Source organism: Paenibacillus sp. FSL H7-0323, from assembly GCF_038002725.1.
GTDB lineage: Bacteria > Bacillota > Bacilli > Paenibacillales > Paenibacillaceae > Paenibacillus_AQ > Paenibacillus_AQ odorifer.
In genome coordinates this window covers 4,793,193-4,815,439 of the sequence record NZ_JBBODB010000001.1, presented here as the reverse complement: position 1 = coordinate 4,815,439, position 22,247 = coordinate 4,793,193, and the positions used below count along the sequence as shown (strand labels likewise).

The following is a 22,247-nucleotide window of genomic DNA, read 5'->3' as shown; positions in this document are numbered from 1 at the left end:
TTTAGGGACATCTCTATTCTATCGAATATAATAATCAGCTAAAAGGTACAATTATTTTTGTTCTAACCCAATTTTTTGGCTTTTGATTATTTATAGCGCTGTGTCACGGTACTTTTCCCCGCTGTCGTGCTTCCGGCGCATCATTTGCCGATATTCTGTGGGCTGCATATCCATGACATCCCGAAAGGATCGTGTAAAACTTTTGTAGCTTTCATACCCTACCATGGTGGCTACCTCTACAATTTTATGATCGGTTTCGGCCAGCAGCCGCCGGGCTTTATCCAGGCGCACATCGCGCAAGTATTCTGCAAAGCCTTTGCCGATATTTTTTTTGAACAGGTTAGAAAAATAGGCATAATTAAGCGACACGTGATTCGATACCATCGCGAGATCCAGGGGTTTATGATAGCTTTCGTGTATAAAGCGTATGGCTTCATTTAAATCTTGCGAGTTGCGATAGCTGCACTTATATTCATAATAAAATTGGTTCAGCCGAAGCAGCTGTTGTTGCAGCGCCTGAATATAATCGCGAATACCCGGATAATCGAATAGATTTCGTAAACATTCGATGTCCAGCGCTTCTTCCCCCATGTACGGGCGGATCACACGTACAGATTCCTCCAGCATCTGTACAATGGCACGGCATAGCTGCTGTGTGTATTGGATGTGATAGCGTTGCAATGTATCTTTGTGAAATATCATAGAAATGCCTTGGGTGATTGTACCGCTGTTTTTGGTGCCGATTAACTGAAACAGGGCGTATAACTCTTCATAGGGAAGCTCCCACTGCTGCTCCAGTCGCTCAATATGTGTTGGCAAGATGCAGCTCTTCTCTGGAAATAGGTAACTGTGGCGATAGAGCTCCAACGCTTGTGTATAGCTGCGGGGCAACTCCTTCAATCCTTGCTGCGGGCTGGTCATAGCAGTAATGGCATCTATTTGTCCTGCTTTGAGGGCGGCCGGGAAGGCTCCCGTATCTACGGCCGCATCAACCGCGAGAATCAGGTACGGGCGGTGTTGCAGGCATATACACCCTCGTCTGCCATACACTCGGTAGGCAAGGGATTCCATGCTGTGGCTACTGTCGGCCCCCGGTTGGTTAATCCATAATTCCTCCCGCAGCAGACACAGGCGGTAATTACTCCACAACTCTGGATTCTGTTGCTGGGTCTGGATAACCCACGCCTCATCAATCATTGCACCCTGCATGAACATACTCAGTTCCTTGCGGTCTGTCTCCCGGGCGCGGCGCGAGATATGCTCCATATTACGCGAGAGCGTCTGCCGTGTTTTTATCTCATTCGCTACATGTTCTACTGCGGTTTGCAGATCTTCACGTTTCACAGGTTTGAGTAGGTAGCCCTTTGCTCCAAGTTCGATGGCCTTTTGAGCATAGGCAAAATCACTATAGCCGCTAATAATCAGATAATCTACCTCGATGTGCTTCTGTTTGCTCTGCGCCATCAGCGTCAGTCCATCCATATCGGGCATCCTGATATCAGTAATCACCAGTTGGATGTTGTGCTGACTCAATATATCCAAGGCCTCAATTCCGTTTACGGCACAGTAAATATTGTCCAGCTGGAGCGCAAATTGGCGCAGCATAGCCTGCAGCCCATCACGAATGTGCTTTTGATCGTCCACAATTAGAATATTGATCATGCCCTACCATCCTCCAAGATTCACATTTTCCCAAGGCAAACGTATGGTTACACAAGTATAGGCGCCCTGCACACTGTCAATCCAAAGACCGCAGTCCTTACCATAATGAAGCTGTATGCGCTTATGCACGTTCTCCAAGCCCAGTCCGTTTTTGCTGGTAACAATCGGTGAATCTGAGTCGCCCCGCAGCACAGCCTGCAGACTGGACAGCATTTCCGGGTCAATACCTGCGCCATCATCTCGTATCTCAATTAGCAGAAGGCTGTCATTTTCTACCGATACGGTAATTTGGATACTTACGCTGCCGCCCGAGGGCGCTGCATGATGAACGGCATTTTCGACGATGGGCTGCATGCACATTTTAGGGATTGTATAACGCAGTACCTCCTGCGGGAGATCCGCCGTCAACTCAATGCTGCCACCCTCCATAAAGTTTATGAATCGGACATAGCTGTGTATGTTGGCAAGTTCTTCGGTAAGCGCAACCGTATCGCTGCGCCATTGCATACTGTATCGCAGTTGTGAGCCTAAAGACACCAACGCTTCGGCGATAGCCGGCTGTCGCTGAACCTCCGCGAGCATACGGATGGATTCCAGCGCGTTATATAAAAAGTGTGAATTGATCTGCGAATGCAGCGAGTGCAGTTGTGCATTTTTGGCGATCAGCTGTTTATCTACCACTTGGGTCATCAGATGTTTGATTTCGTCCAACATATTATTGTAGCTGACGGCCACCTCGTCGATTTCGTCACCGGTTTCGTTTTTATCCAGGCCGGTATCAATTTTCGCATCCAGTTGGCCTTGCCGCACCTTGCGCATAGAAACCAGCACCCTGTCGAGCCGGCGGAAAATGCGCCGAGTGGTATGTGAAACGAGCAGTAACATCAGCAGCAATATACACAATGTGATCGCTACTACGAGCAAATACCAGCTTCGTGGGCCTTTCATCAGCGCTTGATGAGAGGCAATATCCACTACATAGGCGTTCAGTGGGGCGATGTAGCGATACAACGCGTAGTAAGTATGGTCGCCTACCTTTACCTTAATGGGGCTACTCTGCTGCAGCACATCCAACCGCTGGTGAATGCTGCCTAGAATTTTATCCAATTCTTCACCGGCATTTTGAGAAAAAATATGCTCAGGATTGTATACCGATCGGGAAGAGTCGGCTCCATCCATCACTACAGAAAAGAAATCCCCCCCGCTATCCTCAAGCAAGTCACTGAAAAAGACGCTATGCTGGGCGCGGATTTCCATAATGGTAGGGAGTTTCTGCTGTTGCCCCTGAAGACGTACCAACCGGTAATAGGATAGCGTATGCTCTCCATCTTTAAAAGCAAATAAGCGGTATGCCGCACCGCCTTCCTCCCGAAGTGTCACCCAGTAGTCCTTCGGCCAGAACTTGTCATAATGGTAGATTTCAGGCCAAATCTCAAATAGGTTTGGATTATCGACATAGAAACTGAGCTCGCTGATCATCTCGTAGCTTTGAATGATATTATGCATTTGCTCAAATTGATTTTGTCTAAATTTTACGAGACGCAGGCCATCCCCGCGCATATTGGAGTGAATAAAATCTACAAATGCCTTTTGATTCAGCGCAGTAGAGGAAGCGTTCTCAAGAATGCCCATTTTGCTGCGCAGCTGTTCGTTAATTCTTGAAACATGGCTGCTGCCGGTAGCCATAGCGTCCTTGTATAGCTGACTTTCCTGTGTGCGGATAAATAAAAAGGATACCACAATCGCAGGGATGGCAATCATCATGCTAAAGGCCAAAAACAATTTTTGGGAGATGCGGGAATTACGGTACAGCTTCTTCATTTTAGTCAGCAGATACTTCATTTAAGTAGCCTCCTACCCTTGTAATATACCATATATTACAAACTGCCCGGTAGGTAACTAGGCTGTTTTGTTAAATGGTTAAAAGAAGCGAAAAAGGGAATACCGGCCACCCTTTCGGTGGCCGGCAGCAATCTTAATACGGGCATTATTACTCTGCCATTTTGGATTTTCGCACATTCAGTTCAGCCTGGCGGTATTCCATCACCTTGCCAAAGCTGTAATTCTCGCGGCGGTCAAGGAAATTGTCGAAGATTTTATCAAATTCAGCCTCATTCTTGGCTGTAATTAGCTCAGGGAGTACTTCCTCCCAATTTTGCGAAATACGGGACCAGGCTACCGACACATCAGAATCGCCCTGTGGATCTAAGCCCTTATAGATACCGCTATCAATATCGGCCTGCTTATTGGCGAAGTCTTCCATTTGCTTAATGACAGGAGATTTCTCCGGTCTCCACTGGTTGACGATTACAGGGTTTCGCATCATCCAATAGGTATCCATGATGCCGTATTCTTTCTCCAGCTTCTCAATATCAGTGTCGAGTAATTTTACCATTTCAGGCTTCAGTTGCGGCTTGCCATCTACCATCTCCCATGTTTCGCCTTCCTTGCCAAGGAACAAATCTCGCTGGCCTTCTTCGCTGGCCAGATAGGTCAAAAAGCGGATGGCTCGTTCAGGGTTTTCGGTTGATTTGCTAATCATCGTCACCATCCAGCCGTCCATGTTGCCAGGGAATAACTTAGGGTTATCGCCCTTGCTGTTCTTTGGCCCATCGACTGCGATGTAGTAAGAGTCCGGGTTGCCGCTAGCAGCCAGCATAGGATTGACAGCCGACATACCGGTCCACTCACGGACCATCATGAAATAGCGGGCGTTGTTTGTTTTTTCCTCTACCTGAGTATCGGAATCCACCAGGAAATCCACATTAATCAACCCGCGCTCGTAAGCCGTACGGAAGGTTTTTAGCCAGGCAATATAATCGGGATCGGTAATGCGGTCGTATACTTTTCCGTCTTTCTCATGCGGTACGGCCAGTAGGTTCTGCAGATATTCGGTCATCCCGTAAGGGACGTTCCCTTGTGCAAAAAAGGGACTGATGGGCTGGCCTTTATATTGGGAGTACTTATCCTTTACCAGTTGCAGTGCGTTCAGAAAGCCCTCTGGAGTGCTAAGGTTCGGGCTGCCCATCTCTTCATACAAATCTTTTCGCACCAGGAAAGTCTGGTTGGCGGCCGTCATGCCAGTTTCATGCATCAGGTTGGGGCTATATGAATCATTCGGAACGCCATAGGTATTGCCATTTTCTTGACGATACCACTTCAGTGTACCGTCCCCGGCCACCTTGAAGAAGTAAGGGTCATACTTGTCAGCTAATTCATTTAAGGCGTAGACATGATCGCCTTCCCACAGCTTTTTGACAGCGGTTTCCCACGAACCCATTGATATCAAGTCTGGCAGCTTGCCCGAGGTCATCATTAGGGTAATATGCTCATTCGCTTCCCCGGAAGGTACCTCAAGCTTGATGTTTACGCCTGTTTTTTCCGTTACGTACTTGGAGGTCAAGCTGTCTCCCCAAGTGTGGGCATACCAGTTAGCACCTACGAACCAGGTCAAATCAACAGGGCTGGTATCCAGCTTCCATGCCGGATCATCGGAATTGAGCTTTGCTTCACTCTGCGGCGGCTGTGTACTATCTGTAGGCTGTGGTGTTGGCTTATTTTCACTATTCGCTGAATTGGAACACGCGGCTATGCCTAGCATCAGGCTTGCGGCCAGAACGAGGGTCAACCCCGGCTTAATCAGATTGCTTTTCATGACATTATCATCCTTTCTTTGCTGCTTCTGAATTTTGTATACCAGTTTCTAGACACTCACACTCTTATCCCTTAATGGCGCCAATCATCACGCCTTTGACCAGATAGCGTTGAATGAAAGGATAGACTATCAGAATAGGCAGTGTGGCCACCATCATGGATGCAAATTTAATAGAGTTGCCGGGAAGTCTTGCGCCGAATTGCGCCATAGCTTGCTGCTGCATGAAGGACATAGAGTTCTCCGCAATGATTTTGTACAGCATGGTCTGCAGTGGCAGTAATTCCTGCGAACGGATGTAGATGACCCCCTGGTAATAATCATTCCAATGATAAACGGCTGAAAAAAGCGATATAGTCGCAATGACAGCCATGCTATTGGGCAATACGATTCTGAACAGGACACCATAGTCTGAAGCACCGTCTACTTTCGCAGATTCCTCCAGGCTGTCAGGTATGGTGCGGAAGAAGCTCATGAAAATGACCATATTAAAAAAAGTGTACATGGAGGGAATGATGAATATCCAAAAATTATCATATAATCCCAGCTTCGTCATCAGAATAAATGTAGGGATCAGCCCGCCTGAGAACAGCATCGTAACCAATGCGATTTTAAGATACAGCTTGCGTCCGATTAGATTAGACTTGCTCATTCCGTAAGCAATAATGGCGGTAAACAACACATGCGTTGCTGTCCCGATCACTGTGCGCAGAGTGGTAATGTAAAAACCGTTCATCATTGTCTTATCATTGAACACAACGCTATAGCTGGCCAGCGATAATTCTTTGGGAAACCAGTTGACGGTGCCCAGGGATGCCTGCTGCGGCGCGTTAAGCGAGTTAATGAATACAAACCACATCGGGTACAGTGTTAAAAAGCAAACCGCCAGCATCAGCAGGGTGTTGCAGACCTCAAATACTCCAATTTGCCGAAATCTTTTGCGTCTTTCCATACCTCTGTCCTCTCCTTTCTAAAAAATGCTGTCGCCGGTTAGTTTTTTGGATGTGTGATTGGCCAAAAACAACAAACCTAGCGCCACAATAGAGCGGGCGAACAGGACGGCTGTTGAGAAGGAATGGCGCCCGGAGACCAACCCCATGTTGTAGATATACAAGTCTAGGCTTTCCGCCATCCTCATGTTCATATTGTTCTTCAACATAAAGATCTGCTCAAAGTTACTGCCAAGTATCCCGCTGACAGCGAGGATGAACAAAATAGCGATGGTGGGGCGTATGCTCTGAATGGTGATATGCCACATCCGCTGCCGCCGGTTTGCGCCATCCAGCTCAGCCGCTTCGTACAGCCCCGGATCAATGCCGGATATTGCCGCTATGTAGATAATGGCGCTCCAGCCGGTTTCTTTTAACGTATCGGTGAAAAAGGTGATCCACCAAAAGTACTTAGGGTCGCTGTTAAACAGGATTTCGCGTTCCTGGAGCCCGATCGCCATCATCAACTGATTGATCACACCGCCCTCGCCCAGCCAATTGAGCGCAATGCCGCCAAAAATCGTCCAGGCAATAAAGTGCGGCAGGTACGAAATGGTTTGTACCGTTCGCTTAAATCGAAGGCTCCGTATTTCATTCAGCAGCAAGGCAAACAAGATAGGAATGGGAAAACCCAGGACCAGCTTGATGCTGCTCATCCCCAGAGTATTGCGAATCGAACGCCAAAAACGCTCATCCGTCAAAAAATCCTGAAAATGCTTCAGCCCGACAAACGGTGATTCTAGTAAGGGTTTGGCGATGCTGTAGTCCATAAATGCAATAATGAGCCAAAACATAGGGATATAACAAAAGATAAACATCCAGATGATTCCCGGGATAACCATGCTTTGCAATTGCCACTGCTTAAAAAGCGCTTTCATTTGTTCCGTTCTGTATTGGAACATTTTCCGTGCCCCCTTTCTATTTCATCGTATGAAAAAGCGTATAGGAAAAAAAGCCCATGATTATCGACCCTATCCCATTTTTTTAGATTTGTTTGACCAGCCGCAAAAATTAAGTATGCTGTGATTAAATGAAGGGAGTGTGCAAAGGATGAATAAACCTATATGGGAACAGAATTTCTTAGATAGAAATGCCGATTTGAAGCTATGGAATATCCGCCTTGGCAACGACTTATTAGATAATGAAGGTAATCCCATAGACCCAGGTTGGGGCAACGGAGAGCAGCAGTATTACACGGATCATTCCAGCAATCTGTATATCGATGAATTTGGCTTAAATCTGTGCGCACGCAGTGAATCCATTGGAAAAGATGGGCGCAATTTTGCATATACCTCGGCTCGTTTGGATACAAAGGACCATTTTTCCTTTTGCTATGGGAAGTTAGTTGTGCGTGCAAAGCTGCCGGTGGGGCAAGGGGTTTGGCCTGCCATCTGGTTGCTTCCGCAGGAACAGGCTTACGGACCTTGGCCAGCTTCCGGCGAGATTGATATCATGGAAGCCAAAGGCCGCTTGCCTCAGCAAATATCCGGAACACTGCACTACGGAAAGGATTGGGAACATCAAATCGTCGAGGAGTTCTCGCACCATTTTGAAAGCGGAACCATTAATGAATTCCATGATTATGCACTGGAATGGACCGCCAGTTCGATTCGATGGCTGGTAGACGGACATTGCTTTGCCGAGCGCTGCTTGGAGCCAGGGGTTATGCCCTTTAACGAGTCATTTTATCTGGTGCTGAACCTTGCAGTGGGCGGCTGGTATGACAATGTAGCGGTTGACGAGGCTGCACTGCCAGCGGTGATGACGGTTTCAGGGATATGGCTGTACCCATAATTAAGAATCTTTGTGAGGCTCTATTATCGATTTTCAATACCTACATCCCATCTGGTAGAATAGGGAAGACCATATTTCTCTATATTCTAGTAACTTGATTATAAGCTTGGGAGGTAGACCATGGACAAAGAACTAATCGCACAGCTGACACAGTGGCATGAAGATGATGAACACCAGAAGATTGTAGACACTCTGATGGAGATTCCTCCAGCGGACAGAGATTACGAGATGGTCAGCAGTCTGGCAAGAGCGTATAACAATTTGGAACGTTATGAAGAAGCCCTTGAACACTTCGCGAAGATTGCGGAACAAGGACAGAATGATTATCTGTGGCATTTTCGTGTGGGATATTCCTACTATTATTTGAATCGATATGAGGAAGCGGTGAGAGTGCTGGGTATTGCCCATGACCTCGATCCGGATGATGAGAATACGGCCATGTTTCTGAAATTCAGCCAGCGCAAGCTACGCAAAGAACAACACGCCGCAGCCAGACAGGCAATCAGAGAGCAACATAATGATTCGGGGACGACTGCAACTCCTTTTGAAGGGATGGACCTCTCCGAATTTTGGAAAGATAGCGATTATGCGCTAAAAGAATATGTTTCGGCCCCGCCTACGGATGAGCTGATTGCTTCTGTAGAAGAAGAACTAGGTTACAAGCTTCCTGCCTCTTATATCAGTCTGATGAAGCAGCACAATGGGGGAGTGCCTTATAATACCTGTTTTCCTACGGAGGATGCGACCTCATGGGCTGAGGATCATATCGCGATTACGGGCATTATGGGCATCGGACGTGAGAAAAGCTATTCACTCTGCGGCGATCTCGGCAGTCCGTTTATGATTGAGGAGTGGGGATACCCTGACATTGGCGTGGTAATTTGCGATTGCCCTTCGGCAGGTCATGATGTCGTGATGCTGGATTACCGGAATTGCGGGAAGGACGGTGAACCCGAGGTGATTCATGTGGATCAGGAAGATAATTATGAGATTACGTTTCTGGCCCCAGACTTCGAGACGTTTATACGCGGCCTGGTGAGTGATGAAGAATACGACACCTCTGAAGAAGATAAAGAGGAGGATTTGCGCAAAGTAGCCGTAGGCCAATTCTCACCATTACTTGCGAAGCTGTGCAGCCATGTGTCTGAAGTAGATCAGCTTGAGCAGAAGATACGTAAAGTATGTACCCGAATCGTTGAAGAGAAGGGACACTTCTCCTTTCATGCGGATGAGCTTTCTACTCTGATGTATGATGTGCAGTTCTGGCTATACACAAGCTCTTATCCAAATACGAGCCGTCAACAATATCTGGATGTATATGAAGAAATGATTGCTTTTGGCGGCGAGTTCGGCCAAGGCGGGTATGCTCCCGGCTGGATCAGCGATTGGCTGGATGGCCGAATACGGGAAGGACTGATCGTTCAGGAAAACGGGGTGCTTAGCTTCACAGATCAAGCTGGCTCAGAGGTCATTGCACGGCTGGAAGCGGAAGCTGCAAAATAGGAGACGTTGATTCGGGATTTATTCCCGTGCGGTGCTCGATTGATCACGATAGTATTCAAGGGTCATCCCACAAGGGATGGCCCTTAAACTTGCCGTTTCAGACAGTGCACTCCGCATAATAAGCGAAAGAAAATTAAAGCGCTTACTCGTGAGCGTTTATATAAAAATGTAATTATTAACATTTTTCGACAACATTCACCTTACTTTTACATGGTATTTATGATATATTCTGGGCGAATATGGATAACAAAAAAGAGAAAGGGGAATGAGTATGGAAGCGTTGGTGTGGACATCCAATCATAAGCTGGAGCTCTGCGAATGGGAAGAGCCGCAGATTGCAGCACCGGATGAAGTCAAGATCCGGATTGAGATGACAGGTGTATGTGGAACAGATTTAGCAGTCATAACTGGGAAAGAGGAGGGGGTTCCAGGCGTCATTCGTGGTCATGAGGCAGTAGGGACTGTAATCCAAATCGGCAGCAACGTTGACCGTGTTAAGGTAGGCGACCGCGTAGTTATCGATCCGAATCAAAGCTGTGATGAATGCTATTTTTGCTTGAAGAAACAGCCGCACCTCTGTACGGGCATCGATGGAAATGGGATGCCTATTGCGGGTTTGAATCGAAATGGGACATTCACTTTTTTTTACTCAACTGCACAAACGTTTGCACACCGTCTTCCCGATCATATGAGCTGGGAGACGGGGGTTTTGATTGAGCCGCTTGCCTGTGTACTGCACAATTTCAAAGAAGCTAATGTCACAGCAGACGACAAGGTACTCATTCTTGGATCGGGTCCAATGGGACTGTTAAGCCAAATTGTGAGCAAGTCGAAATCTGCGCTCACGGTAGCGACTGAAGTTAATCCCTTTCGGCTAGCTTTTGCCAAAGAGATCTCAGATTTTGCTCTAACCCCTGCCCAATTAAATCAAGCTACCGTAGACAAAATCTGTGCGGGACATAAGTTTGATGTGATTATCGATACGGTGGGCACTCAACTCGAAATGGCGGAAAAGTGGATTGAACGTGGAGGCCGCATCGTTCCTTTTGGTATTAATGCGAAGTATCGCTACACCTTTTCCCCTACCAAATTCGTGCAGCATGCAATAAAAATTATAGCAGCAGGTGAATACCGCTACATGTTCGAGGAAGCTTTGCGGTTTGCCGCTGAAACTCCTGAAATGGAGAAACTAGTAACTAGAAAAGTTAAGCTCAGTCAGCATGAAGCAGCGATAGATGAGTTAATCGGCTATGAATTGAACTCTTTGAAGGTGGTTGGGAGTGAAACCGTAAAGACGGTTTTTGTTCCCTAAACGTAAGACTACAATCAATGAGAGGTGGCACTGTTGATGAGCAATGATAGCAAATTCAGATTAATTCAAGATTACTTGTCTACACAAAAGGCCAAAGAGGTAGAGCCAATTTGGATACCCGCAGTGTGGAATGAGTGCCAATATGAACGTGTTCTCTTAGAAAAAGAGGGTGAAATTTGTGTACACCCGTATGATTTTTTGACTGATCATTTGAATTATGTGGACAGGCTTTCGTGGAGATATCTGCTTAAGGAACGCATAAATCTGGACGATAGCGCGATCTATTCTTCGCTTATTCGCTATTCTACGGCTTGGGATTATAACCATGACGGAAAAATTGAATCGGGTACTTTTTTAAGATTCTTTATTCTTCTGCCTCTGCTAAAGAAAATGGGCATCAATATTCTGTACATGCTTCCAGTTAACCAGTACAGCAAGTTGAATCTGAAGGGGGATATTGGGTCCCCTTACGCAGTGCAATCGTTATTCCATTTGGACGAGAACCTGCACGATAGCCTATTGGATGATATGGAGGAGTTTACGATCCACGATGAGCTCAGCGCTTTGGTAGAGGCTTGTCATTTACTTGATATTAAGACTGTTGTTGATTTCATTCCCCGTGTGACGGCGAAAAACAGTGTGTTCATTACCGAGCATCCTGAATGGGTATATTGGATCAAAATGGACGAATTAGAAGGCTTTGCGCCGCCCGCGATTCCCCAGCTTGGATTTTTTGAGGAGTGTACGCCGGACAAATTGGAGACGGTCTACCGCAGCCAGGAGACAGCAGTATTTCTGCGGAAGTTCACGCCACCGCCCAATGAACTCCATCCAATTCTTTGGCAGCACTTAAAGGAGAAAGCTGCTAAAACTGGAGATGAGCTATTAACTTTGGTGGAGCAAGAGATGGGGATAACGACTGCTCCAGCGCATTCGGATTGGATAAATGATGTGCAGCCGATTTGGACAGACATTACGTTCTTACGCCTCTACGAGGATTTCTCTCCGCAAGTGAGACATCTTATAAGTCCGGATCAGGCGCCATATGTCCTTTTTGATACGATTAAATGTAATGACTACCCGGGAGAGGAGCCGAATCTGGAGCTGTGGGATGTTCTGGAGGAGACAGTACGGGTTAATCTCGAAAAATATGGGATTGACGGCTTCCGCATCGACATCGGACACGTGCTTCCTATTCCGTTGTTGACTCGTATTTTTGACACGATTAAAGAGATGAATCCAAATGCGATCTTAATCAGCGAAGATTTGTTCAATCGCAACCACAAGAAGGCGGCAAACACCGGCTATAACATTATGCTTGGCAGTGGGTGGAACGTCATGACACAAATTACTAAAGACAATCTCGTTTCATTCTTAGAAGAGCTGCCTGAGTTGAATATTCATGTATTTGCTTGTGCAGAAACAGCAGATACTCCTCGGATCACCAGCCGTGGCGGTGTTGAGGTTGCTCGGATGATTGCGGTATTTAATCAATTTCTTCCGAACGCAATTCCATACGTGACGACGGGTTATGAAATGAATGAGGAGCAGCCGCTCAACTGTGGTCTTGGAGACAACACGAACGGAGAGGAGATTTCCCGAGCTTTTTTTAACGTCATGCAAATTAATTGGACCAATCCTACACCGATGCTGCCGCTGTTGGCGGAGCTAAGTGAACTCAAGAGAGATTGGCGCCACCTAGTGAAGCCGGAAAACTTTTTTGTGGCTCAATCCCCGGAAGGTATTGTTCTGTATGGGTATATGCAAGGGGATGAAACGCTGCTGTGCTGCTTTAACTTGAGTGCTGATGCTTTCTGTCAAGTTGATTTGAAGGTAGCCGTACCTGGCCGATGCCCAATGACGGTAACACTGGATAGTTCCTTAACGGGTAGCAGCGTAGGTCAGGCGTTCGACTGCTTGCTGCTTGCGCCTAATCAGGCTCTAGTGCTCGTAAACAATCATAGACAATTTAGGTAAGGGAGAGAGGCTGCAATGGAAAAGAACAATAAGGAAGTCGTGATATGGCATGAGTTTGATGGTCCGGGAGATACCTCGATTGAGGTGCTGGAGGGAATTTGTAAGCTGTATACTGAGCGCTTTGGGTTACAAATTACGCCACAAGTCATGAATATTACGGAGCTGACTGCGCGCCTGAACCAAATTAAGGACACCCAGCAAGGTCCACATCTGGCGATGGTTCCTGCCGACATGTCCTCCTATGTTGAGAACGGTCTTTACTCCGAAGTGCCGGGCGGGCTATTTGACGATACGCTGACTGAGGGTGCTCTTTCAACGATGCAAATGAATGGTGTTCAGTATGGTATCCCGGTATTGCGGGGCAATCATCTGGTTGTGTATTACAACCCGTCGATTTACCCTAGTGCGCCGACGACATGGGACGTGTTCGAAGAGGCAGCAGAAAGGTTATCCGCCCAAGGTATCGTACCGATTGGAGCAGACTTACAGCAAGGCTATTGGTTTATTCCGTTCCTTACAGCTTTCGGCGGCTGGCCTGTACAGAATGGAAAGCCGAATATCGTCACCTCTGAAATGAAGCAGGCGCTTCAGTTTATTCGCGACAAGATGGATCAAGGCGTGCTCGTTAGTCTCGACGGCTCGACAGGACTGCTTGAGCAGTTCATTGACGGTAAGATCGGCGCCATTATTTGTGGCGAGTGGATTTATAACCATCTAGATAAGCATATGAACAATAGGCTTGCGGTTTGCCAGCTTCCGAGCATCGAAGGGCGGCAATCGTTATCCATGTCTTCTTCTATTGGCCTGATCTACCCTAATCATTCATTAACGTCCGAGGAGCGGGAAGATATTTTATCATTCACGCGCTTTATGCTGAGTGACGAATGCCAAACGATGTGGACGCTGGGTGTACAGCGGATTCCGGCTCATGAAGAGGTACTGAACCGTCTAGCTGCCTCTGCTGCGCCTAACAAAAAGATGATTTTATCGCTTCTAGATCACTCACGGCCGATGCCGAATTATCCCTTCATGATCCATGTATGGGAGGCGTTAAATGCGGGTCTTATCGAGCTGCCCTTGAGCAATCCTGAACAAGCATTGAACAAAATAGAACAGACTATTCAAGCCTCTTGGGGCGCATTTAAAAGCTAATAAGAGATGGGGAGAGCCAAATGAAAACAACGATATTCAGCCAAATTTCTATTGATGGAAAGCTCACTATGGGCGCTGGTAATTCGAGTAAAGAGCTTTTTTCTTTGTTTTCCAGTGAGGATATGGAATTTATTCATCTATTCCGGGGGAAGGTGCAGGGAATTATGGTCGGCAAAAATACAATTTTGACGGACAATCCCTTCCTTACTAATCGGTATGAGGAAAATAAAAATCCAATTCGTATCATTCCGACAACTACCTTGGATATTCCGCTAGATTGCAATGTACTCTCGGACCAAGGGAAGACAATTATTGTCACGACCGAGAAAGGACGGGATGAAGAAAAAATCAAACAGATCCGGCAAAGAGGAAAGGAGTGCCTTATCTGCGGCGAGGATAAAGTAGATTTTGTGGAGCTTGAACGTCAGTTGGAGGAGAACTATGGGATTACCAGTCTGATGGTCGAAGGCGGCGGATTCTTAAACTGGCATATTTTCAATCAGGATATCGTCGATGAGATTATTCTAATGCAGCTTCCAATCATCATAGGCGGCTCCACAAACATTACTTTAGTGGATGGAGACGGGTATCAGCAATTGAACTTTGCGAAAAAGTTCAAGATTGTAGAAATTCAACCAAAAGATAACTACACGCTCATGCGCTACAAAAAGGTGATCTAACCTCACACTAAGTCATAGACTGCGAATGGCTATAAGTTCTGGAAAAATCGAGAATATGGGGGTTGTGAACGATACATGTCAGAGAAAGAAGATTTCTACAAAAGTGTGTATAAAATCGCTGTGCCCGTTACGCTTCAAAGCTTGCTGATGGCGTTGCTTAATTTGACGGATCAATTGATGGTTGGGCAGCTGGGAGATGTGGCAATTGCCTCGGTGGGGATGTCGACCAAAATATACGGGATCATCGCGGTTGTCTTGGCCGGTTTATCGACGGGTGTATCCATATATGCAGCCCAGTTTTGGGGAAATAAAGATTCCAAAAGCGTCTCTCAAGTACTGGGTCTCGGACTGATCACCGGCTTTGCGTTCTCGTTCCTGTTCTCTGCGGCTGTCTTTATCGATTCGCCGCTCTTTTTGAGCCTATTTACTACAGACGTGAATGTAATAGATGAGGGTTATATCTTTCTCCAGATAATGTCGATCGGTTTTGTGCCTGTCATGCTCACGATGATGTATTCCGCCATTTTACGCAGTACTGGCCATGCCAAATGGCCGATGTATGTAAGTCTAATTGCAGTTGGCTTGAATATTATACTGAATTACGTACTTATTTACGGTCATTTCGGTGCTCCTGCGCTTGGTCTGAAGGGCGCTGCCATTGCTACTCTTATCTCTAGGGTCTTTGAATGCTTGTTGATCATTGGTGCCGTGTACCGGTATCGTTTACCGGGAGCTGTCGGGTTAAAGAACTTATTCAGCGTTCCTAAACCGCTCATTCGCAAGTTTTTTGGAACGACCTATCCGCTGCTACTGACTGAATTGATCTGGGTATTGGGTGAAACGGCATATGCGGTCATTTATAGCCGTATGGGGACGATGGAAATGACTGCAATGACCATTACCTTCCCACTTCAGGGTCTTTGCATCGGTTTATTATCGGGTCTGGCTAGTGCAGCAGGGGTAATGGTTGGCAACCGTTTGGGTGCGAATGAATCTGATATCGCACTCGATCATGCGAAAAGGTTCATTCGCCTAGGCATCATTATCTCTCTGATTGTCGGGATTATCATTGCGGCAGGCTCGAAGCTGTATGTCTCTGCGTTCAATATCTCCGAGGATGCTAAGCAAATGAGCATGTATATCGTTATCGTGTTTGCTGGATTTCTTTGGGTCAAAGTATCCAATATGATTATAGCCGGCGGTATTCTAAACAGCGGAGGAGACAGCAAGTTCGTATTCGGCATGGAGTCTACCGCAACGTGGCTGATAGGTGTCCCATCCGGGCTGTTGCTGTCATACATTTGGAAGCAACCTGTCTACCTTGTGTATCTCGTCATCTCGCTGGAGGAGGTTGTCCGCTTTGGCTTCGGCTACGCCCGGATTTACTCCCGTAAGTGGATGAGAAATTTAGTTAACGATCTGGCTGAAAAAGCTATGTAATGTACGACCTGATTGGGTCGATGTGGAGTATTCCCCCCCTAAATTGGATATCTCTTCACTTAACAATGCAAAAGGTACTGCCTCAAGGTAGTGCCTTTTGCATTGATTTTTAAATATCCAGTTGGGTGGTTTACGATCCATATAGTATTATTTCAATTCAATCTGTCCTTGTTCGGTTCCCCAGAACCCAGTTTGGACATTCAAAAGAAAGCCAGTCATATCTTCTGGGATTTCAAATACTACATTGCCTGTTTGAGCCAATCCAGGATTGATTTCTCATATAAAAAATAGTCTCCGGAAGTAGTAATCAACATGCCTTTTAGTAGTTTCTTGGTAAGTTTTTAATAGTATTAGAGTGCAGTGTTTGAATATTTCTCGGGAGCCGTAGATGAGAGAAAAATAGGCCGCACTCCATGAAAAGAGCGGCCTATTTCTTTTTACATTTACTTAGGTTGCTTACGTCTTCTGAGATAGGCCCAGATCATAAATACCGCTGCTAGAGCAATAATGGCGCTAATGGTAATAGACCTTGTTAGGTGATTATTATCGTCCGGATAATACGCGGAAGCAAGGGTTTCATAGATCTAAAATAGTCTATGGACTGTTTAACAAATTTTGTGAGTGCTGCGGAGATGATTTTATAGGATCAGCTCCGCAAGACGATGAATGCCCTGCTCAATCGCTGCCTCATTTACTTTTGCAAACCCCAATACCCATCCTTTTCTTTTGCTATCCAAACAATAGGGTCCAAGAGGGTACACACGTATTCCATGTTGTAGGGCTAACTTTGTCACAGCTTCTTCGTCGAATGTTTCCTCAGCTTCTAATAACATATGTAATCCAGTTTCTACTCCACTGAGCGTGAAGCGCTCCCCTAAACCGGTAGCCATAATAGCTTTTGCCATGACCTCGTGTCTTCGCCGGTATACGTTTCTGACTCTTCGCATATGGCGCATAAAATGACCATTTTTAATGAAGTGGGTTAGTGTTAGCTGATCCATAATCGGAAGATGACGGTAAGTCAGCTCCTGCACCTTCGCTAGTTGAGCAATTGCCTCGACTGATCCAACAATAGCCGAAATACGAATGCCTGGTGCAATCATTTTAGAGAAACTCATGAGATACAAAGTATTATTAGATGCCTGACTAAACAGCGTTGGCAGCGGCTCCCCGCGATATCGAAATTCACTATCATAATCGTCTTCAATGATCCAAAATCGTTCTTGAACGGCCTTATGCAGCAATTGTTGCCGGCGGGGCTCCGACATAACGACCCCTACTGCGCACTGGTGGGAAGGGGTGGCAAAGACCAGCTTGGATTGCGGGTGAATATGCTCAACCACTAGACCATACTCATCAACAGGAACGGGTACCACATTCATACGGCGGTATTTCATTGCCATCCAAGCAGCTGGGAAACCTGGATCTTCTACTGAGACAGTGTCCCCATCAGCTAAAAGTGACTGTGCGATTAAGTCAATACTATGCTGAGCTCCTGAGGTCAACAGAATCTGATTGGTTTGGACATGTATGCCCCGTTCAAGTGATAAATAACGCTGTATTTGCTCACGTAATGGTGTGTACCCGTAGCAGTTACCGTAAGCCCAGCTTGATAAATCCATTTCAGCGGATGCCTGGAGCAGCGATTGCCGCCAGTTTTTTTGGAATTGTTCGTCCAAATAGGGTTCATGGGGACTGAAATCAATATCCACTTCTAGCGGCTCTTTACCTCTGAACCAGTCATGTAATTGATCAACAGCTGAGTCTAGCAAGGAGAGTGAAGGAGGTGTGGGGCCCTCTGTTTCTATTTCCTTCGTTGATATAGCGACTTGCTTCCATGTACTAACTCGCGTCCCTCCCCGGCGGGAGGTAACTGTATAACCCCGACTTAACAATTCCTCATAGACGATCTGTATAGTTGAGCGGGAGACACCTACGATGTGCGCAAGTTCGCGGGTAGGAATCAGTAGTTCTCCTGGTGCCCAGACTCCACTAGTAATATTATGGATCGCTTGATCAAGCAATTGCTGCCAGATCGGTCTCTTATCATTACGAATTACTTTCATCATCGTACATACCTCCAAATAGAAACTCCAATCATAAAAAGCTGATTATGGATTGCTCTAAACAGCGAATTATGGATATTTTAATGCAATCCATTCATTGATATACTACCGTAACAACGCAGGTATCCGCAATTTAAATAAAAGGAGAGATTCGATATGAATTCGGTTCGTTACAAGACCAGGGAATGCCTAGATCAAGAGAAGATTGAAAGGTTCCTTCACCAAACGAGATTAGGTTATCTGGGGTTGGTTGATGGGAACCTCCCTTATGTTGTGCCACTTAATTATGTATGGACTGAAGGGAAACTGTATATTCATGGGGCTGGAGATGGAAGACGTAATCAGGTCATGCGTGATAATCCGGAGGTATGTTTTACGGTATGTGAGGAATACGGAACTATTACAGATCCGGTACCAGCCAAAACGGATACAGCTTATATGAGCGTAATGATTTTTGGACAAGCAGAACCGATTTCAGATTTGGATGAAGCCACACACATACTTCAGGAATTGATCAATAAATACGTACCGGGTTATTATAATCGCCCCTTGTCCAAGCAGCATGTGGAAAAGTATAGATCGGCTGTATTTGGCGGTCCGGTTCAAGTTTATCGGGTAATTCCGTATCATATCACGGCAAAAGAAAGTCCTATTGAAGCAGAAAAAATGTATAAAAGGGGCATGGGTACTGGACGAGATGTTTAGCCGCAAGATACCATTACAAATGGTGTTATGCTAACGAGGTCTTTGGCAGCCTTTATGTCCTAATCATATGGGGAGAGGGAGGCTTTTTAGAGGTACTATCTATCAAAGTAGGCCGCAATCCAATGAAGGAGGGCGGCCTACTTATTTTTACATTTATTTAGGTTGTGTACGTCTTCTGAGATAGGCCCAGAACACAAATACCGCTACTAGAGCAATAATGGCGCTAATGGTGATAGACCTTGTTAGATGATTATTATCGTCCGCATAATATGCGGAAGCAATGGTTCCCGACCCATCCTGCTCGTCATCGGAAGAATCGTTCTGCATCGTTTGTAACACATCAATTAAATGCCCGGGTGCTTGAGGCTCCGAAATATTGCTTAGTCCTTTTGTTTCTGCTGATGAGGCTTGTTGTGGGGCGATGATTAGTTCCTGATTGTCTTTCTTGAAGGCAGCTATATATTCGTCCCGCTCACGGATAAGTGTAGGCTCACTCACTTCACCCTCAGCTTCTAGTGAATGAATAGCATAGGCCAAAGTATTAGGATTTCCTCCAAACTCAGTAACTTGATAGGACCCGTTTGAATCCTTTTGAATGATCATTTTAGATTTGGGTATTCCGCCCGATAAAATAAGAAACTCCCAGTTGTCTTGGGGTGTGACCGTTTCAATCAGACTATCGGAAGCCGCCCTAAGCTTAGCGCCATCAATAAAATGAATCTGCATTCCTTGACCTACGGTAATTTCACTAATCTCTGCTTCATTGTTGTAACCATACCCTTCAGGATCTTTAGATAGCCCTTCTTTAATCAATGTTAATCCTTCTGTATTTGCAAAAGAAACAACATCTTCAGTTACGGTCTGAGCCCATACAGGTGAGAAAAAAGTCAGAAATAAAACGAATGAAGTTACAGTTAACAGCAGCGTTTTCTTAATGGGAAGCCCTCCTTAAATATATTTGTTGAAGCCATGAAGTCCCCATCTCCAGGTTCTATCGTAGCTGGAGCCACCTTTAACGTTGGTGTATAACATGGAGGTTTTTGTGCCCCCACTCGGGTTCATGTGTTGAATCCAATCATTTCCACTATATGTGTCGTACCCATAGATAACTACTGCGTGCCCGCCACCGGTAGCACTATTCCATTTCCAGCTTACATATATAGGACTGCCAACGTTATCAATCTGGTTTTTTACATCGCTGTAAGATAGTGCTCCTGTATGATTCCAACTGGAGACACCATAATCATGAATGCCTTCTTGAACAGTTCCATAAGATTCACTCTCGTCTGTTGTACAGCCGGAGGTTCCCTTCACATGATCATAAAAAGAACATTGGCTTACAGAGATTCCGTAATATTGAAGTATGGTAACGCTAGTCGCAGCCCAGCACCAATTATTCTTAGCTTGTGTAGCTGTAGGGTAGCCAATTAAATTAGTCGCATATGCTTGGGAAACAAAAGAAAAAAGAAAGACTGAAACAAAGGTTCCAACAAGCATCAATCTCTTTTTTAAAGATAATTTCATGAATGGAATCAGCTCCTTATTATGGATTAATATTCCTTTTAAAAACACTATTAAAATACCATATATTAACTTATGTGTAAAGTTTAAATATTTTTCCGTTTTTATAATAGAGTCTACACATTTGATACGGAGAGGGGGATACTGATATGGATAAGAAAATATTGATGCTCGTAGGAATACGTGCTCCAATGATCCAAAGCAAGCCATTCATAACAAAAGCCACTCCGCTAAGGAATGGCTTTTCTTCATTTACTCTGCAATTACTAGTTACAACTGAGGTTCTTCCTTGCTAACTAGGTTTGCTTTCTTTTCAATCATGAGCTTGTTTTTCGTGGGCATAAATAAGGTTATAACAAATGCGGCAATGGATAAAATCATCATGAAGTAGTAGGCGTCACTTGCCCCAAGAATTGATGTAAGGGATTTAAGAATGTCAGGAGTAGTGGAGGGATTGTTCAGCATCACTGTAGTTGCATGACTTGTTGCCTGCACTGTATAAATTGTAATTACGACAGCAGTACCAATGGCCCCGGCAATTTGGCGAACGGTATTGTTCACAGCTGTACCATGAGTGCCAAGTTGTTTGGGCAACGCATTTAGTCCGGCTGTATTGAGTGGCATAGTAATGAAGCTTAATCCAATTCGCAGGCCAATGGTACGAATCATTAGATACGTATACGTAGTTGATTCAGATAAATCTGTTACCGCCCACATAGATGGAATAATAAACAATAGACCAATGATGAACAGCGGCTTCGCACCGAAACGGTCGTATAGTTTACCGGTGACGGGTGACATGAACGCATTTACGAGTGCGCCCGGCAACAATAGTAGTCCTGCATCAAATGCTGTAAACCCGCGGCCATTCTGCAGATAAATAGGCAATAAGATCATATCTGCGTACATCATCATCGTGATTAATACGTTAATAAGAGACGTCATCGTAAACACTTTATTTTTGAAGACCGACAGGTTTAGCAGCGGATCATCCGATTTGATTTGTCGAAGACAGAATACGGCTGTTACCACGACCCCAATCCCTAAGGTCAGGATCACGATTACATCATCCCAGCCTTTACTGCCTGCACTACTGAAGCCGTATAAAATTAAGCCAAATCCGACGGTTGATAAAAGAACACTTATGACATCAAGCTTCGACTTAGACGTCTCAGATACATTCACTAAATACTTGAGTGCCAACGCTATAACAATGAGGACAAGTGGAATAAGCCCGATAAATAACCAGCGCCAAGAGTGGTATTCGACAACAAATCCCGCCAGCGTTGGCCCAATAGCAGGAGCGAATATCATCGCCAGTCCAAGCAGTCCCATAGCGCTGCCACGTTTTTCAACGGGGAAGATCGCCAGCACAACACTCATCATGAGCGGCATTATAATGCCAGCACCGGCAGCTTGGATCATTCGTCCGATTAAGAGTAGACTAAAGCTCGGCGCTGCTGCACAAATTATAGAACCGATTAATAAAAATGACATGGCACTTATAAATAATTGCCGTGTTGTAAAACGTTTCATTAAATAGGCCGTAATCGGAATCAAAATCCCGTTGATCAGCATAAATCCTGTTGAAATCCATTGTACGGTTGTTGCCGTGACATCAAATACATCCATCAGACTACTTAAGGCGACATTTAAAAGCGTCTGATTGAGTGTGGATAAGAAACAACCAAAGATTAAGATGGTTAGTAAGATCCCTTTATTTATTTTCTTAATGTCTTCTTGCATGTTGCAGTCCTCTCTTCATTGCTTTTTCGACATAGTGTCAATAAAATA

18 protein-coding genes are annotated in these 22,247 nt (G+C 45.5%); 8 read left to right on the top strand and 10 right to left on the bottom strand.

Annotated features, from left to right (window positions below):
• Positions 1 to 90: 90 nt before the first annotated feature.
• The 5 genes from MHH89_RS21725 to MHH89_RS21705 all read right to left on the bottom strand — a co-directional run bounded on the left by MHH89_RS21725 (position 91) and on the right by MHH89_RS21705 (position 7,205).
• Positions 91 to 1,662, bottom strand: coding sequence for a response regulator transcription factor (locus MHH89_RS21725; RefSeq protein ID WP_076181764.1), 1,572 nt, complete (start codon positions 1,660 to 1,662; stop codon positions 91 to 93).
• Between the two features lie 3 nt (positions 1,663 to 1,665).
• A complete protein-coding gene (locus MHH89_RS21720) occupies positions 1,666 to 3,504 on the bottom strand; it encodes a sensor histidine kinase (protein WP_076124271.1) in 1,839 nt (612 codons plus the stop codon).
• A 148-nt stretch (positions 3,505 to 3,652) separates the two neighbouring features.
• Positions 3,653 to 5,317 (bottom strand): extracellular solute-binding protein, encoded by a 1,665-nt coding sequence (locus MHH89_RS21715; protein WP_341088104.1) that lies wholly within the window; start codon positions 5,315 to 5,317, stop codon positions 3,653 to 3,655.
• A 64-nt stretch (positions 5,318 to 5,381) separates the two neighbouring features.
• Positions 5,382 to 6,266, bottom strand: a complete 885-nt coding sequence (locus MHH89_RS21710; RefSeq protein ID WP_038573901.1) for a carbohydrate ABC transporter permease — start codon at positions 6,264 to 6,266, stop codon at positions 5,382 to 5,384.
• Between the two features lie 18 nt (positions 6,267 to 6,284).
• The gene (locus tag MHH89_RS21705; RefSeq protein ID WP_076124267.1) at positions 6,285 to 7,205 is read right to left on the bottom strand and encodes an ABC transporter permease; all 921 of its coding nucleotides are present in this window, start codon (positions 7,203 to 7,205) and stop codon (positions 6,285 to 6,287) included.
• Positions 7,206 to 7,353: 148 nt separating this feature from the next.
• Between MHH89_RS21705 and MHH89_RS21700 the strand changes: the two genes are divergently transcribed.
• The 7 genes from MHH89_RS21700 (at position 7,354) to MHH89_RS21670 (ending at position 16,161) form a co-directional block, all read left to right on the top strand.
• Positions 7,354 to 8,097 carry a glycoside hydrolase family 16 protein gene (locus MHH89_RS21700; RefSeq protein WP_076124265.1) on the top strand — a complete coding sequence of 248 codons (744 nt, stop codon included), beginning with the start codon at positions 7,354 to 7,356 and terminating at the stop codon, positions 8,095 to 8,097.
• A gap of 120 nt (positions 8,098 to 8,217) precedes the next feature.
• Positions 8,218 to 9,600 carry an SMI1/KNR4 family protein gene (locus MHH89_RS21695; protein ID WP_341088099.1) on the top strand — a complete coding sequence of 461 codons (1,383 nt, stop codon included), beginning with the start codon at positions 8,218 to 8,220 and terminating at the stop codon, positions 9,598 to 9,600.
• A 265-nt stretch (positions 9,601 to 9,865) separates the two neighbouring features.
• Positions 9,866 to 10,912, top strand: coding sequence for a zinc-dependent alcohol dehydrogenase (locus tag MHH89_RS21690; RefSeq protein ID WP_254848691.1), 1,047 nt, complete (start codon positions 9,866 to 9,868; stop codon positions 10,910 to 10,912).
• 36 nt (positions 10,913 to 10,948) lie between these two features.
• Positions 10,949 to 12,889: an alpha-amylase gene (locus tag MHH89_RS21685; protein ID WP_341088098.1), complete on the top strand. Its 1,941-nt coding sequence runs from the start codon at positions 10,949 to 10,951 to the stop codon at positions 12,887 to 12,889.
• A gap of 15 nt (positions 12,890 to 12,904) precedes the next feature.
• On the top strand, positions 12,905 to 14,041 hold the full coding sequence (locus MHH89_RS21680) for a sugar ABC transporter substrate-binding protein (protein WP_341088097.1): 1,137 nt from the start codon (positions 12,905 to 12,907) through the stop codon (positions 14,039 to 14,041).
• 20 nt (positions 14,042 to 14,061) lie between these two features.
• Positions 14,062 to 14,721 (top strand): dihydrofolate reductase family protein, encoded by a 660-nt coding sequence (locus tag MHH89_RS21675; protein ID WP_312147340.1) that lies wholly within the window; start codon positions 14,062 to 14,064, stop codon positions 14,719 to 14,721.
• Positions 14,722 to 14,796: 75 nt separating this feature from the next.
• Positions 14,797 to 16,161 carry an MATE family efflux transporter gene (locus tag MHH89_RS21670; RefSeq protein ID WP_312147342.1) on the top strand — a complete coding sequence of 455 codons (1,365 nt, stop codon included), beginning with the start codon at positions 14,797 to 14,799 and terminating at the stop codon, positions 16,159 to 16,161.
• A gap of 147 nt (positions 16,162 to 16,308) precedes the next feature.
• Here MHH89_RS21670 and MHH89_RS31370 read toward each other — a convergent pair whose 3' ends face one another.
• Both MHH89_RS31370 and pdxR read right to left on the bottom strand, forming a co-directional pair.
• The gene (locus MHH89_RS31370) at positions 16,309 to 16,434 is read right to left on the bottom strand and encodes a DUF4352 domain-containing protein (RefSeq protein WP_139332114.1); all 126 of its coding nucleotides are present in this window, start codon (positions 16,432 to 16,434) and stop codon (positions 16,309 to 16,311) included.
• Between the two features lie 365 nt (positions 16,435 to 16,799).
• On the bottom strand, positions 16,800 to 18,230 hold the full coding sequence (gene pdxR, locus MHH89_RS21665; protein ID WP_076307583.1) for a MocR-like pyridoxine biosynthesis transcription factor PdxR: 1,431 nt from the start codon (positions 18,228 to 18,230) through the stop codon (positions 16,800 to 16,802).
• A 153-nt stretch (positions 18,231 to 18,383) separates the two neighbouring features.
• Between pdxR and MHH89_RS21660 the strand changes: the two genes are divergently transcribed.
• Positions 18,384 to 18,932, top strand: a complete 549-nt coding sequence (locus tag MHH89_RS21660) for a pyridoxamine 5'-phosphate oxidase family protein (RefSeq protein ID WP_076124253.1) — start codon at positions 18,384 to 18,386, stop codon at positions 18,930 to 18,932.
• A 153-nt stretch (positions 18,933 to 19,085) separates the two neighbouring features.
• Here MHH89_RS21660 and MHH89_RS21655 read toward each other — a convergent pair whose 3' ends face one another.
• The 3 genes from MHH89_RS21655 to MHH89_RS21645 all read right to left on the bottom strand — a co-directional run bounded on the left by MHH89_RS21655 (position 19,086) and on the right by MHH89_RS21645 (position 22,199).
• Positions 19,086 to 19,745: a hypothetical protein gene (locus MHH89_RS21655; protein ID WP_076282206.1), complete on the bottom strand. Its 660-nt coding sequence runs from the start codon at positions 19,743 to 19,745 to the stop codon at positions 19,086 to 19,088.
• Positions 19,746 to 19,880: 135 nt separating this feature from the next.
• Positions 19,881 to 20,456, bottom strand: coding sequence for a C39 family peptidase (locus MHH89_RS21650; protein WP_076124249.1), 576 nt, complete (start codon positions 20,454 to 20,456; stop codon positions 19,881 to 19,883).
• A gap of 267 nt (positions 20,457 to 20,723) precedes the next feature.
• A complete protein-coding gene (locus MHH89_RS21645) occupies positions 20,724 to 22,199 on the bottom strand; it encodes a DHA2 family efflux MFS transporter permease subunit (RefSeq protein WP_076124247.1) in 1,476 nt (491 codons plus the stop codon).
• Positions 22,200 to 22,247 lie beyond the last annotated feature (48 nt).